This is a genomic window from Streptomyces sp. 11-1-2, assembly GCF_003595545.1.
GTDB classification, from domain to species: Bacteria; Actinomycetota; Actinomycetes; order Streptomycetales; family Streptomycetaceae; genus Streptomyces; species Streptomyces hygroscopicus_B.
Window position 1 is genome coordinate 9,754,855 of sequence record NZ_CP022545.1, and the last position, 13,384, is coordinate 9,768,238.

The 13,384-nt window shown below is 70.4% G+C and carries 12 protein-coding genes; 4 read left to right on the top strand and 8 right to left on the bottom strand.

Features of this window, described 5'->3' with window-relative positions; genetic code table 11:
• Positions 1–58: 58 nt before the first annotated feature.
• From CGL27_RS42045 to CGL27_RS42080, 8 genes are all read right to left on the bottom strand, one after another.
• On the bottom strand, positions 59–1,429 hold the full coding sequence (locus tag CGL27_RS42045) for a hydroxylase (protein ID WP_119992746.1): 1,371 nt from the start codon (positions 1,427–1,429) through the stop codon (positions 59–61).
• A 78-nt stretch (positions 1,430–1,507) separates the two neighbouring features.
• A complete protein-coding gene (locus CGL27_RS42050) occupies positions 1,508–2,497 on the bottom strand; it encodes a zinc-dependent alcohol dehydrogenase family protein (RefSeq protein WP_059146081.1) in 990 nt (329 codons plus the stop codon).
• The gene (locus tag CGL27_RS42055) at positions 2,494–3,372 is read right to left on the bottom strand and encodes a carbohydrate ABC transporter permease (RefSeq protein ID WP_078639161.1); all 879 of its coding nucleotides are present in this window, start codon (positions 3,370–3,372) and stop codon (positions 2,494–2,496) included. The genes CGL27_RS42050 and CGL27_RS42055 overlap by 4 nt, the downstream gene beginning before the upstream one ends.
• Positions 3,369–4,334 carry a sugar ABC transporter permease gene (locus CGL27_RS42060; RefSeq protein WP_078639160.1) on the bottom strand — a complete coding sequence of 322 codons (966 nt, stop codon included), beginning with the start codon at positions 4,332–4,334 and terminating at the stop codon, positions 3,369–3,371. Before CGL27_RS42060 ends, CGL27_RS42055 begins: the two co-directional genes overlap by 4 nt.
• A complete protein-coding gene (locus CGL27_RS42065; protein ID WP_119992748.1) occupies positions 4,331–5,680 on the bottom strand; it encodes a sugar ABC transporter substrate-binding protein in 1,350 nt (449 codons plus the stop codon). Before CGL27_RS42065 ends, CGL27_RS42060 begins: the two co-directional genes overlap by 4 nt.
• A 53-nt stretch (positions 5,681–5,733) precedes the next feature.
• Positions 5,734–6,495, bottom strand: a complete 762-nt coding sequence (locus CGL27_RS42070) for a DeoR/GlpR family DNA-binding transcription regulator (protein ID WP_078639158.1) — start codon at positions 6,493–6,495, stop codon at positions 5,734–5,736.
• A gap of 277 nt (positions 6,496–6,772) precedes the next feature.
• A complete protein-coding gene (locus CGL27_RS42075; protein WP_119992749.1) occupies positions 6,773–8,125 on the bottom strand; it encodes a 6-phospho-beta-glucosidase in 1,353 nt (450 codons plus the stop codon).
• Positions 8,122–8,883, bottom strand: a complete 762-nt coding sequence (locus tag CGL27_RS42080) for a DeoR/GlpR family DNA-binding transcription regulator (protein ID WP_078639156.1) — start codon at positions 8,881–8,883, stop codon at positions 8,122–8,124. Before CGL27_RS42080 ends, CGL27_RS42075 begins: the two co-directional genes overlap by 4 nt.
• A gap of 142 nt (positions 8,884–9,025) precedes the next feature.
• Here CGL27_RS42080 and CGL27_RS42085 point away from each other — a divergent pair, with 142 nt between their 5' ends.
• From CGL27_RS42085 to CGL27_RS42100, 4 genes are read left to right on the top strand one after another with little or no spacing between them, the layout of a single operon-like run.
• The gene (locus tag CGL27_RS42085; RefSeq protein ID WP_119992751.1) at positions 9,026–10,153 is read left to right on the top strand and encodes a PfkB family carbohydrate kinase; all 1,128 of its coding nucleotides are present in this window, start codon (positions 9,026–9,028) and stop codon (positions 10,151–10,153) included.
• A gap of 31 nt (positions 10,154–10,184) precedes the next feature.
• The gene (locus CGL27_RS42090) at positions 10,185–11,615 is read left to right on the top strand and encodes an extracellular solute-binding protein (protein ID WP_119992753.1); all 1,431 of its coding nucleotides are present in this window, start codon (positions 10,185–10,187) and stop codon (positions 11,613–11,615) included.
• Positions 11,612–12,520 (top strand): sugar ABC transporter permease, encoded by a 909-nt coding sequence (locus CGL27_RS42095; protein ID WP_119992755.1) that lies wholly within the window; start codon positions 11,612–11,614, stop codon positions 12,518–12,520. Before CGL27_RS42090 ends, CGL27_RS42095 begins: the two co-directional genes overlap by 4 nt.
• Positions 12,517–13,341 carry a carbohydrate ABC transporter permease gene (locus CGL27_RS42100; protein WP_119992757.1) on the top strand — a complete coding sequence of 275 codons (825 nt, stop codon included), beginning with the start codon at positions 12,517–12,519 and terminating at the stop codon, positions 13,339–13,341. The genes CGL27_RS42095 and CGL27_RS42100 overlap by 4 nt, the downstream gene beginning before the upstream one ends.
• Positions 13,342–13,384: the final 43 nt, after the last annotated feature.

The window sequence follows — 13,384 nt, forward strand, 5'->3', positions numbered from 1 at the left end:
CGGAGCCCACGGGACGGGGTCCGGGGGCTCCGCCCCAGCGAAAGCCCCCGGACCCGGGTCAGCTCTCCACGCGCAGCGGCGGGTCCGCCAGGCCCCCGGCCCTCGGCAGCAGCACCGTCCGCAGGGCGACCCCGGGGGAGAGCAGACGGGACGGGCCCGCCGCGAGATACGTGACGTCACGGAACGCCGCCCCGACCACCGGGTCGATCGCCGCCCGGTCCGCCAGCCGCCCGAAGTACCAGCTCCGCAGCCGCTCGGCCGCACCGGGCGGCGTGGTGTCCGCGTCCGCGGCGTACGGGCGGTCCGCGCCGACGGCGGTCAGCCAGGCGGTGTCGCTCGCCCGGGCCACAGCACGCTGTGCCGTGGCCGCGAAACCGGGCCGCAGACCTGACTCGGCCAGGCAGCGGCGCAGGGCCAGCCCGCTGAGGGCGGCCACCGCCATGCCCTGACCGTAGATCGGGTTGAAGGTGCAGGCGGCGTCCGAGACCGCGAGAAACCCCTCGGGCAGCGCGCCCGGGGCGTCGTAGTGGCGGCGGCGGTTGGAGGTGTCGCGGAACCCGTACGGCGGGGACACCGGCTCACAGGTCCGCAGATGTTCGTAGAGCGCCGGCTCGTTCAGGGACTTGACGAAGCCGAGCACCTCCGAGCCCTCGGTCGGCGGATGCTGGCCGCGCACCCCCGACAGCGTCAGCAGCCAGTTGCCGCCCTCGACCGGGGACCAGGCCGCACCGCGCGGACAGTCCGGGCGGGGTTGGATGACCATCACCATGTCCAGCGGCTCGGCGGGCCGGAACATCTGGGTGCAGTAGCCGATCCCGGCGTCGACGATCTCCTCGCGCGGCGCCGGAGCGCCCAGTTCCGCCAGCCACTTGGGGGCGCGCGAGCCGCGCCCCGAGGCGTCGACAACCAGATCGGCGGGCAGCTCCCGGCCGGTGCGCCCGGCGTCGCGCGCCCGCACCCGTACGCCGGTCACCCGGTCCGCGCCGCCGAGCAGCCCGATGGCCTCGGTGCCCTGGAGCACCTCCACCCGGGTCCCGGATCCCTCGGCCTCGGCCAGCACCCGCGCCCGTACGGTGGCGTCGAACAGCGCCCGGGTGCAGCTGGTCGTGGCGTGTCTGCCCTCGTGGAAGCGGCGCTGCCAGCCGTTGGGGGCCTTGGTGATCACATCGCGCGGCGCCTCCAGACGGTGCGCGCCCGCCGCCTCCAGCTCACCGTTCAGCCCGGGAAACAGCTCTTCCAGGGCGCGCCGCCCGCCGCTGAGGAAGACATGCAGATGACGGCCCTGGGGCACGCCCTTGCGGAAGGCGGGCTGCTCCGGGTAGCGGTCGCGTTCCACCAGGGTGACCGTGTCCACGTGGCCGAGGAGCGCCCCCGCGGCCAGTGTGCCCGCGAGCCCTCCGCCCACCACCACCGCGCCGCCCTTGCCCATCTGCCCGCCCTCCCGCCGACCGTGATCATTGACGGCCCAAGCCTGGTGCCCCGGGCCTGGGCCGTCAACCACGTACGGTTACGGGACGACCACGATCTTCCGGCCCTGTCCCGCCTTGAACTGGTCGAGCGCCTGGGGGTACTCCTCCAGCGGCAGCCGGTGGCTGATGAAGATCTTCGGGTCCAGCACGCCGGTCGCGAACAGCCCGGCGGCACGCTCGTAGCTGTGCAGCACGGCCATGGAGCCGGTGATGGTGATCTCCTGGTTGTAGATCTTGTACGGCTCGATGGTGGCCCGCGTCGCGTAGTCGGAGACACCGAACTGCAGGAACGTTCCGGCCTTGGCCACCCGGCCCAGGCCGTCCTGAATGGCGGCCTGGTTGCCGGTGGCGTCGATGACCACGTCCCAGCCGCGCGGCTGCTCCAGCTCGTCCGCCGAGGCGGCGGACCGGGTGCAGCCGAGGGTGCCGGCGGTGGCCAGCCGCTCGGAGTTGACGTCGAGCATGTCCACGCTGGCGGCGCCGGTCCGCTTGGCCAGCTCCAGCATCATCAGCCCCATGGTGCCGGAGCCGTAGATGAGCACCTCGGCGCCCAGGTTGCCGTTGAGCACGTCATAGCCGCGCACCGCGCAGGACAGCGGCTCGATCAGGGCCGCGTCGGCCACGTCCACATGCTCGGGCAGCTTGACGCAGTTGGCCACCGGGGCCACCGCGAACTCGGCGGCCCCGCCGGCGACGCTGACCCCGATCGCGTTCCAGTTGTCGCACAGATTGCCCCGGCCGATCCGGCAGTAACGGCACTCGTGGCAGTGCAGGGAGGGGTCGACCGCGACCCGGTCGCCCACCTCCAGCTCGGTGACACCGCTGCCGATGCCCACGACCACACCGGCGAACTCATGCCCGGGGACAATCGGCAGCGTGGGCGCGAACTCCCCCTGCAGAATGTGCAGATCGGTGCCGCACAGCCCGCAGGCCGCCACGTCCACCACGACCTCACGGGGGCCCGGGGTGGGGTCCGCGACGGTGGCGACGGTGACCTTGCCGGGGGCTTCGATGACTGCGGCCCTCATTTGACTGCTCCTAGCGAAAGGCCCTGGACCAGCTTGTCCTGGGCGGCGAAACCGGCGGCCAGCACCGGCAGAGAAATGACCATCGACGCCGCGCACACCTTGGCCAGGAACAGCCCCTGGCTGGTGACGAACGTGGTCAGGAACGCCGGGGCGGTCTGGGCGACCACACCGGTGAGCACTTGGGCGAAGAGCATCTCGTTCCAGCTGAAGATGAAGCAGATCAGCGAGGTGGCGGCGATGCCCGGGCCCGCGATCGGGGCGACGACCCGCCACAGGATGGTGGGCAGCCGCGCCCCGTCCATCTGGGCGGCCTCGATGATGGACACCGGGATGTCGGCGAGGAAGGACTGCATCATCCACACCGCGATCGGCAGGTTCATCGAGGTGTAGAGGATCACCAACAACCAGACGTTGTCCAGGAAGTTGATGTCCCTGGCGAACAGGAACACCGGCAGCAGTCCGGCCACCACCGGCAGCATCTTGGTGGACAGGAAGAAGAACATCACATCCGTCCACTTGCGCACCGGCCGGATCGACAGCGCGAACGCCGCCGGAAGCGCCAGCACCAGCACGAAGCAGGTGGAGAAGAGGGAGGTGCCCACCGAGTTGAGCAGCGCGGGCCAGGGGCTCGCCCCGCCGCCCACGCCGAAGAAGTCCTTGTACCCGTCGAGGGTCAGCGGAGCGGCCAGCGACGGCGGGTTGGTGGCGGCGTCGGCCTCGGAGTGGAACGAGGTCAGCAGCATCCACAGCACCGGCAGGACGAAGACGATGCCGATGAACCAGGCCAGTACGCCGAGCGCGGCACCGCGCCGCTTGGCCCGGCGGGTGGCTTCCGGAACGGATGTGATGGGCACCGGGGTGCTCACGGCGGTCATGCGCGGGACGCCTCCTCACGGAAGAGGGACGACACCACGCGCAGCGCGAAGGTGGCGATGATGATCGTGCCGATCACCACCACGACCCCCGCGGCCGATGCCAGCCCGTACTCGTGGGCGTTGTAGAAGGTTTCGTAAATGGTGTACGGCAGGTTGGCGGTGTCCAGGCCACCGCGGGTCATGGTGAAGACGGCGTCGAAGTTCTGCACGATGTAGATGGACCCGAGCAGGGTGCCGAGCTCCAGATAGCGGCGCAGATGCGGCAGCGTCAGAAAGCGGAAGATCTGCCAGGCCCCCGCCCCGTCCAGCCGGGCCGCCTCGATCATGTCCAGCGGGCGGCTCTGCAGCCCGGCCAGCAGGATGAGCATCATGAACGGCGTCCACTGCCAGATCAGCGACGCCTCCACCGCGATCAGCGGCGTATCGGTGAGCCACTCCGGCTGGGGCCCGCCCAGCCAGTTGAGCACGCCGTTGAACAGGCCGTACTCGGGGTTGTACAGCGCGTGCTTCCACAGCAGCGCCGAGGCCACCGGCACCAGCAGGAACGGCGCGATGAGCATGGTGCGGACCAGGCCCCGGCCACGGAACTTGCGGTCCAGCAGCAGCGCCAGCAGCAGCCCCAGCACCACGCTGACGATCACCACGGAAGCGGTCAGCAGCACGGTGGTGACGATGGACTCGCGCAGCGCCTCGTCGCTGAGCACCGTCTTGTAGTTCTCCAGCCCCGCGAAGGCGCGGCGGTCGGGCCGGAACGAGTTCCAGTCGAAGAGCGAGATCACCAGCGTGGCCACGAACGGAAGCTGGGTGACCACGATCAGAAAGATCAGTGCGGGCAGCAGCGGCGCCCGGGTGGCCCACTCCCGGGCCCGGTTCCGCTGCGCCACGGGGCGCCGTGCGGGGGTGGGCGCCGCGGTCGGTGGCCGCTCGCCGCTCACGGATACTGCCGTCGTCGGATTACTCATCGGTACTCCTCGCCGACCTTCTCGGCCAGCTGCTGCGACTTCTTCAATGCCGACTCGACGGATTGCTTTCCGGCGATGGCGGCGCTGATCTCCTGGGCGACCTTGGTGCCCAGATCGGCGAATTCGGGGATGTCGACGAACTGGATGCCGATGGTCGGCCGGGGCTGCACTCCCGGATCACGCGGCTTGGCGCTGAGGATCGCCTTGCGGGTCTCTTCGGAGAAGGAGCCGGCGGTGTCGCGGTAGTCCGGATTGGAATAAGTGGACGACCGCTTGCCCGCGGGGACGTTGGCCCAGCCGAAGTTCTTTCCGACCAGGTCCTCGTACTTCTTGCTGGATGCCCAGGAGATGAACTTCCACGCGTTGTCGGGGTGGCGCGACGCCTTCTGGACGCCCCAGGCCCAGGTGTAGAGCCAGCCCGAGCTGGCGGTCTTCTCCACCGGCGCCTGGACATATCCGATCTTGCCCTTGACCGGGGACTTGGCGGCCTCCAGCGACCCGGCGGCCGAGGTGGCGTCGTACCACATGGCGCTCTTGCCCTGGGTGAGGTTGTTCAGGCACTCGGCGAAGCCCGACTGGGCCGCGCCGGCCTCACCGTGCTTGCGCACCAGGTCGACATAGAACTTGGTCGCCTTGGTGAACTCGGGCGAGTCCAGTTGCGCCTTCCAGTCCTTGGTGAACCAGGTGCCACCGAAGGTGTTGACCACCGTGGTCAGCGGGGCCATCAGCTCACCCCAGCCGGGCAGCCCACGCAGGCAGATGCCGTTCATACCCTTGCGGGAGCCGTCGACCTTGGCCGCGATGTCCGCGACCTGCTGCCAGGTGGGCCGCTCGGGCATCTTCAGATGCTTCTCGGCGAGGACGTCCTTGCGGTACATCAGGAACGACGACTCGCCGTAGAAGGGCTCGGCGTAGAGCTTGCCGTCCTCGGCGGTCAGCGACTGCCGCATGGAGGGGAGGACGTCCTTCTGGTCGAATGCCTTGTCCTTGGCGGCATAGCCGTCCAGCGGCATCAGCCAGCCGTTCTTCGCGTAGAAGGGCACCTCGAAATTGCTGATGGTGGCCACGTCGTACTGGCGCGCCTGATTGGCGAAGTCCTGGCTGATCTTGTCGCGGACCTCGTTCTCGGGCATCATCGTGAATTTGACCGTGATGCCCGTTTCCTTGGTGAAATACTTCTTGGTGAGCTTCTGCAAGTCCACCATCTGCGGGTTGTTGACCATCAGAACGCGGATGGTCTTGTCGCCTGAGCTGCCGCCCCCCATACCGGCGCAACCGGTCAGGAGCGCGCCCGCGGTCAGGGCCACCACCGGTATCCGGGCAGCACGAAGAGTCAGGACTGGCATAACGGGTCCAATCGAAGGGACGTGGGGAAGGTGAAAACAGCGGAGGAAGGGCGTCAGACCCTGACGATCTGGGGGCCCAGCAGCGAATAGCGATGTGCCTCGGTCAGCGGTAGACCGGCGTCGGTCACGATCGTTTCGAAGTCCGAGACATCGGCGAACCGGCAGAAGCTGACAGCTCCGAACTTGGTGTGCACCCCGGAGAAGATCTTCCGCCGGGACACCCGCACCACCTGCGCCTTGACCTCGCTGACCGCCGGATCCGGGGTGGTCAGGCCGTACTGGCGGGAGATGCCGTTGGCGCCGATGAACGCCAGGTCGATGACGAAGCCCGAGAGCATATGCGTCGCCCAGTGATCGACGGTGGCCATCGTGCCGCCGCGCACCCGGCCGCCGAGGAGCAGCACGGTGGTGTTGTCACGGGTGGCGAGGCCGGTGGCGGTCGTGAGGGAAGCGGTGATCACGGTGAGCGGCCGGTCCCGGGGCAGGGCCTCCGCGATCAGCTGCGGAGTGAATCCCTCGTCGATGAAGACCGTCTCGGCATCGCCCAGCAGATCGGCGGCCGCGGTCGCGATCCGCGACTTCTCCGGCACATGCATGGTGGTGCGGAAGGCCAGGGTGGTCTCGAAACCGGCGCTCTCCACGGGGTAGGCGCCGCCATGGGTGCGCCGCACCAGTCCGTGCTGTTCCAGAACCCGCAGATCGCGGCGCACCGTCTCCTTGGACACCCCGAGGTCGGCGGCGAGCTTGCCCACATCGACGACGCCGGCACGGCGAGCCGTGTCGAGGATCTCCCGACGGCGTTCCTCGGCGTCCACGCCGCACCTCCTGCCTTCTCTTTCGGCTTGCGTGGCAGTTTTACAAGCGTGCAACAGGAGTGGCCAGCCTTGGCACCGCAGAGATCATGACTGTATGCGCCCGTTTCACAACCGTTATCTCAGCAGGTCAGGGCGGATGAGGCAACGGACGGTGAGGAACCCGGATGCCTGATTGTCCCCCCGGCGGGCCCGATTCTCGCCCGTTTACCCAAAGAGGGCGTGAACGGAGCCCGACCGGGCGCCTCCAGATACTGGGGAATGCCCGAACGGACATGTGCTATGAGCGGGCGAGCGCCCCGGAGGCGTCCAGAATCCGGCCCGCGACCTTGACCGAGTCCACCAAGGGGTGAAGTGCCAGGGCCCGCAGGGCCGCGCCGCGGGCGATGCCCGAATCGCTGCCCGCTTCGGTCGTGGCCGCCTCGATGGCCGAGCGCTCCACCGCCTTGAGCGACAGCATCAGGCCGAGCTGGTCCGGCGCCACCGCGCCGGTCGCCAGCGGCCGCGCCCCACCCGCGTCCACCAGGCAGGGCACCTCCACCACGGCGTCCTCGTCCAGCCCGGGGACCGCCGTACGGTTGCGCACGTTGAGGATCAGCGTGGCGCGCTCATCGCGGGCGATGGCCCGCATGATGGCGAGCGCGATCCGGTCGTAGCCGCCGCCGTCCAGATCGCAGGAGTCGCGCTCCCAGCCACCGGTGGCCTCGCGGCTCTCGGCCATGTACGTGGCCTCGCGCTCCAGCCGGGTGCGCTCCCACGCCCCGAGCGCCCCGGGTGCGCCGGAGCCCGCCGTCTCGTAGAACCGGGCCTGCTGGTCGCGGAGGAACTCCCCCCGGGTGGCCGGGGATTGACGGATCGAGGCCACCGCCTCCCGGTTGAAGTAGTAGTAGTGCAGATACTCGTTCGGCAGCGCGCCGAGCGCCCGCAGCCACTCGGCGCCGAAGAGCTTGCCCTCCTCGAACGACTCCAGGGCGGCGGTGTCGCCGAGCAGCTCGGGCAGCCGGTCCCGGCCGTCCACCACCACCCGGCGCAGCCAGCCCAGATGGTTGAGGCCCACATAGTCGTAGACGGCCCGGTCCGGGTCGGCCCCGACCGCCCGCGCGGCGCGCCGGCACAGGCCGACCGGGGAGTCGCAGATGCCGATCACCCGGTCGCCGAGCACCCGCTGCATCGCCTCGGTGACCATGCCCGCGGGATTGGTGAAGTTGATGACCCACGCGTCCGGGGCCACGGTGGCGATCCGCTCCGCGATCCGCAGCGCCACCGGGAGGGTGCGCAGCCCGTAGAGCACCCCGCCCGCGCCCACGGTCTCCTGCCCCAGTACCCCTTCGCCGAGCGGAATCCGCTCATCGTTCGCCCGGCCCTCCAGGCCGCCCACGCGGATGGCGGAGAAGACGAAGTCGGCGCCGCGCAGCGCCTCGTCGAGATCGGTGGTGGCCCGGACCGCGGGGGCGGTGGGGCGGCCCTCGGCCTGTTCGGCCTGGACCGCGCGGATCGCGTCCAGCCGGTGCGGGTCGGTGTCGTACAGCACCAGCTCGGTGCAGCGCCCGGCCTCGTCCCCGGTGTCATCGAGCAGGGCCCGGTACACCAGGGGCATACGGAATCCGCCGCCGCCCAGCACAGTCAGCCTCATACGGTCACTACCTCCACATCGGCCTCGCGGAATACGGCGAGCGTCGCCGGGTCGGATGTCTTGTTGGTGATCAGGGTGTCGATCCGCTCCGGTCCGCAGATCCGGGCGAGGCCGGTGTCACCGGGGAACTTCCCCGCGGTGGCGAGCAGCACCACCTCCCGGGTGGCGCCGAGCATGGCCCGTTTGACCGGCACCTCCACATGGGTGCTGTCCAGCACGCTGCCGTCGGGGAGGACCCCGCTCGCGCCGAGGAAGAGCCGGCCGACCCGAAGCTGGCGGAGGTTGGACTCGGTGAGAAAGCCGACCAGGGAGCGGTAGTTGGCGCGCACCTGCCCGCCCAGCAGGATCAGGGTCACCTTCGGGTCGTCGCGCAGCTCGTCGTAGACCGCGAGATTGCTGGTCACCACGGTGACCGGACGGCCGCGCAGCAGCTTGGCGAGCTGGAGGGTGGTGGTGCCGATGTCCAGCAGCAGCACATCGCCGTCCGCGACCAGCTCCGCGCCGGCGCGGGCGACGGCCTCCTTGTCGGCCAGGTCGTCGACCGCCACCTCGCCGAACGGGCGCTCCTCGTCCTCGGTGGGTGCCGCCACCGCGCCGCCGTAGATCCGGGTGAGCCGACCCGCCCGGCCCAGTTCGGTGAGGTCCCGGCGGGCGGTGGCCTCGCTGATGCCCAGACGCGTGGCGATCTCCCCGATGGGCAGCACGCCCTCCGCGCCGAGGATGCTCAGCAGCTTCTCGTGGCGGGTCTCTCGCAGCATGGTGGCAACGTACTCCAGATGAGCGAGTGTGCGCGACTGTGATCGACCTCTTGCATTCGACACGGCCGAGGTGCAAGGTGTCGCTCACGCCACCAGGGCCCTGGGCGCGAACAGGCCATGCCGCACAAGGAAAGGCACGTCGGTGAGCACCACGGCCGCAACACCCGATCCGATCCAGCCGATCGACCCGCTCGCGGCGCTGCGCGCCTCCGCGGACCCCGAGCACGACGTGTACCTCACCGGCACCGTGTTCCTGGACATCATCTTCACCGGGCTCGACCACGCCCCCGTCCGCGGCACCGAGTCCTGGGCGCGCGGCATGGGATCGAGCCCCGGCGGCATCGCCAACATGGCCACCGCCCTGGCCCGGCTGGGACTGCACACCACGCTCGCCGCCGCCTTCGGCACCGATGTCTACGGCGACTACTGCTGGGAGAGCCTCGCCCTCGGCGAGAGGGTGGACCTCACCCACTCGCGGCGCGTCCCCGGCTGGCACTCCCCGGTCACCGTCTCCATGGCGTACGAGGGCGAGCGCACCATGGTCACCCATGAGCATCCGGCCCCGCCGCCCGCCGTCCAGGGCGCGCCGCCCCGCTCCCGCGCCTGTGTGACCGCCTTCGAACCGGGACGCCAGGAGGACTGGGTGCGCCAGGCGCACGCCCAGGGCAGCAAGATCTTCGCCGATGTCGGCTGGGACGAATCCGGCCGCTGGGACCCCGCCGCGCTCCCCGATCTGCCCTACACCCACGCCTTCCTGCCCAACGCGGCCGAGGCCCAGCGCTACACCCGCACCGACAGCCCCGAGCGGGCGGTGCGCGCCCTGGCGGAGCTGGTGCCGATCGCGGTCGTCACCCGGGGCGCCGAGGGCGCCGTGGCCATCGACTCGCTCACCGGGGAGCGCGCCGAGGTGCCAGGGCTGCCCGTGGACGCCCTGGACCCGACCGGGGCAGGCGATGTCTTCGTAGCCGGATTCATGACCGGAACGCTCGCGGGCTGGCCGCTCGCCGACCGGCTCGCCTTCGCCAACCTCACCGCCGCCCTCTCCGTCCAGCACTTCGGCGGCTCCCTGGCCGCGCCCGGCTGGCCGGAGGTGGCCGCCTGGTGGAACCGCGTGCGGCGGTCGGCCGACGGCGCGGCGGACGCGGCCGAACTCGCCCGCCGCTACGCCTTCCTGAGCGAGCTGATCCCGGACCGGGTGCGCGACTGCCCACGGCCGCGGGCCCTGCCCACCATCGGCTTCCGGGTGCATGACAGCGCCCAACGGTCCTGACGCTGCTGACCACCGCATCGAGGAGAACCCCATGGAACTCGCCCGTACCCGGGCGCGCCGGCCACGCGGCAGAGCCGTCCCGGCCGCGCTCGCCGTCGGCGTCGTCCTGCTCGCCGCGGGGTGTGTCCCCGGCACCGGCGGCTCGGGGGCCGCCGGTGCCGGGACCGGCGCGGCCACCGCGATACCCGATCCGGCCAAGGCCGGAAAGACCACGCTGACCGTGTGGGACCAGGAGATACGCGGCGGGACCAACGGCGAGATACAGGAGCTGAACCGGGAGTTCGAGAAGAAGTACCCCAATGTGCGGATCAAGCGGGTCGCCCGGAGCTTCACCGATCTGAAGACCACCCTGAAGCTGGCCGTCTCCGGTAACAATCCGCCCGATGTCATCCAGGCCAACCAGGGCTACCCGGACATGGTGGCCTTCGTCCGGGCCGGGCTGCTCGCCCCGCTCGACAACTACGCCGGGGTCTACGACTGGAACACCCGCTACCCCAGTACCCTGCTCAATCTCAACCGGGTCTCCGCCGACGGCAACGACTTCGGCAGGGGGCGGCTCTACGGCATCTCCCAGACCGGCGAGTACATCGGCCTCTACTACAACAAGGACCTGCTGAACCGGGCCGGGCTCCAGCCCCCGCGCACCTGGGGTGAGTTCACCGACGGCCTGGCCCGGCTCAAGGACCGCGGCGAGCTGCCGGTCCAGTTCGGCAACCTCGACAAGTACCCGGCCATCCACACCTTCGGGGTGCTGCACGCCCAGCTCGGCGCCGCCGACGCCCGCGACACCGTCCTCGGCCGCGGCGACGGCTTCGACAACGCCGCCACCAAGGACGCCGCGGCGACCCTCGCCGACTGGATGAAGCGCGGCTATCTGCCGGGCGGCGCCAACGGCCTCGGCTACGACGACGCGGCCAAGAAGTTCGCCTCCGGCGACGGCGCGTACCTGCTGACCGGCACCTGGCAGCTCGCCGACCTCAAGAAGTCCATGGGCGGCAAGCTGGGCATCATGCCGCCCCCGCCCGCCAAGGCCGGCGGCGACCCCGTCACCACCGGCGGCCAGGGTCTCGCCTGGTCCATCACCTCCCGCTCCCGCCACCCGGAGGTGGCCGCCGCGTATCTGGACTTCCTCACCGACGCGCACGCCGCCGACGTCATGACCCGGCACGGAGTGCTGCCCGCCGTACCGGGCAAGGCCGCGGAACAGGTGAGCCCGGACAGCGCGGACGGCCAGATGCTCGCCGGCTGGAAGCGGCTGAGCGCCGCCGACGGACTCGTCCCGTACCTGGACTACTCCACTCCCAGCTTCTACGACACGCTCTCGGCCGCCCTCCAGGGCGTGATCAGCCGCAAGACCTCCCCGGACACCTTCGCCGCGACCCTGCAGAAGGACTACGGCGCGTTCATGAAGAGGCAGCGCGAGCAGCACAAGGCCACCCCCGCACCGGCGGGGACCCGATGAAGGCCACCGCTTGGACCAGGGCCTACCGCCGCCGGGCGCCCGGAGAGCCGCGCGCCATCGGCTATGTGTACATCCTGCCCGCGCTGATCGTGTACGCCGCCTTCCTGCTCTACCCCTTCGGGCAGGCGGTGTGGCTGTCGTTCGTGCACTGGGACGGGCTGACGGTCGCCACCCCCGCCGGATTCGACAACTACCGCGCGCTGTTCAGCGATGCGAGCCTGCGCGCCCCCTTCCTCCACGCGCTGCTGCTGCTCGTCTTCTACGCGGCCCTGCCGGTGGCCATCGGACTGCTGCTGGCCGCCCTGATGTCCCGGGTCCGGATCCGGGGGATGACCTTCTTCCGTACGGTGCTGTTCCTGCCGCAGGTCCTGGCGCTGATCGTGGTCGGCGTGGCCTGGCGCTCGATCCTCGCCCCCGACGGGCTGCTCAACGACGCCCTCCGCACCGTCGGCCTCGGCGGCCTCGCCCGCCCCTGGCTCGGCGACTACACCTGGGCGCTGCCCGCCGTCGGCATCGTCGGCACCTGGGTCGGCACCGGACTGTGCATGGTCCTCTTCCTCGCCGGGGCCCAGCGCATTCCGCGCGAGCTGTACGAGGCGGCGCGAATGGACGGCGCCGGGCCGCTGCGCGAGTTCCTCACCGTCACCCTGCCCGGTCTGCGACCGCAGATCGCGGTGGCGCTGACCCTGACCATCGTGGCGGGGCTGCGCAACTTCGACCTGATCTACATCACCACCAGCGGCGGCCCCGGAAACGCCACCTCCGTACCCGCCTACGAGGTCTACCACCGGGCCTTCGAGACCAACCAGGTCGGCTCGGCCGCCGCCGTCGGCGTGGCCCTCACGGTCCTGATCTTCGTCCTGACCGTCACGGTCTCCCGGCTCGTGGAAGGGCGGCGGGCATGACGACACGCCTGGAACGCAACGTCACCTACGGCATCCTCGGCCTCTTCACCGTCATCGCGCTCACCCCCGTGATCGGCATCCTCTCCACGGCCTTCGGCTCGCAGAGCTCCCTGGACACCGGCTTCTCGCTGCCGAAGGGCGGTCTGCACTGGAGCAACTTCGCCGACGCCTGGAGCCGTGGCCACTTCGGCACCTATCTGGGGAACTCGGTCCTGGTCACCGCGGTCGTGGTGGCCGCCACCACGGTGCTGGCCGTCCTCGCCGCGTACGCCTTCGGGGTGATGCGCTTCCCCGGCTCCACGGTGCTCTTCCACCTCTTCGTGATCGGGCTGACCCTGCCCCAGGAGGCGCTGGTCGTCCCGCTCTACTTCGATCTGCGCTACGCCGAACTCACCGACAGCTACTGGGCGTTGATCCTGCCGCAGACCGCGCAGTCCCTGGCCTTCGGGGTCTTCTGGATGCGCACGTACTTCCGCGGCAGCGCACGGGCGGTGATCGAGGCGGCCCGGATCGACGGGGCGAACACCTGGACCACACTGTGGCGCGTCCTGGTCCCGATGGCCCGCCCGGCGATCTCCACCATGGTCGTGATCACCTTCATGTGGACCTGGAACGAGTTCCTGATGGCCCTGGTGATGGTCAGCGACGAGGCCCATCGCACGGTCCCCCTCGGCCTTGCCTTCTTCCAGGGTCAGCACAGCTCCGACGCGGCGCTCCTCGCGGCGGCCTCGGTGCTCATCGCCCTGCCGGTGGTCGTGGTCTACGTGGCGCTGCAGCGCCGGTTCATCGAGGGCATGCTGGGCGGGGCGGTGAAGGAGTGAGCCCGACGGGCAGCGGGCCTACGGAGTGGGGTGCCGCTGACCG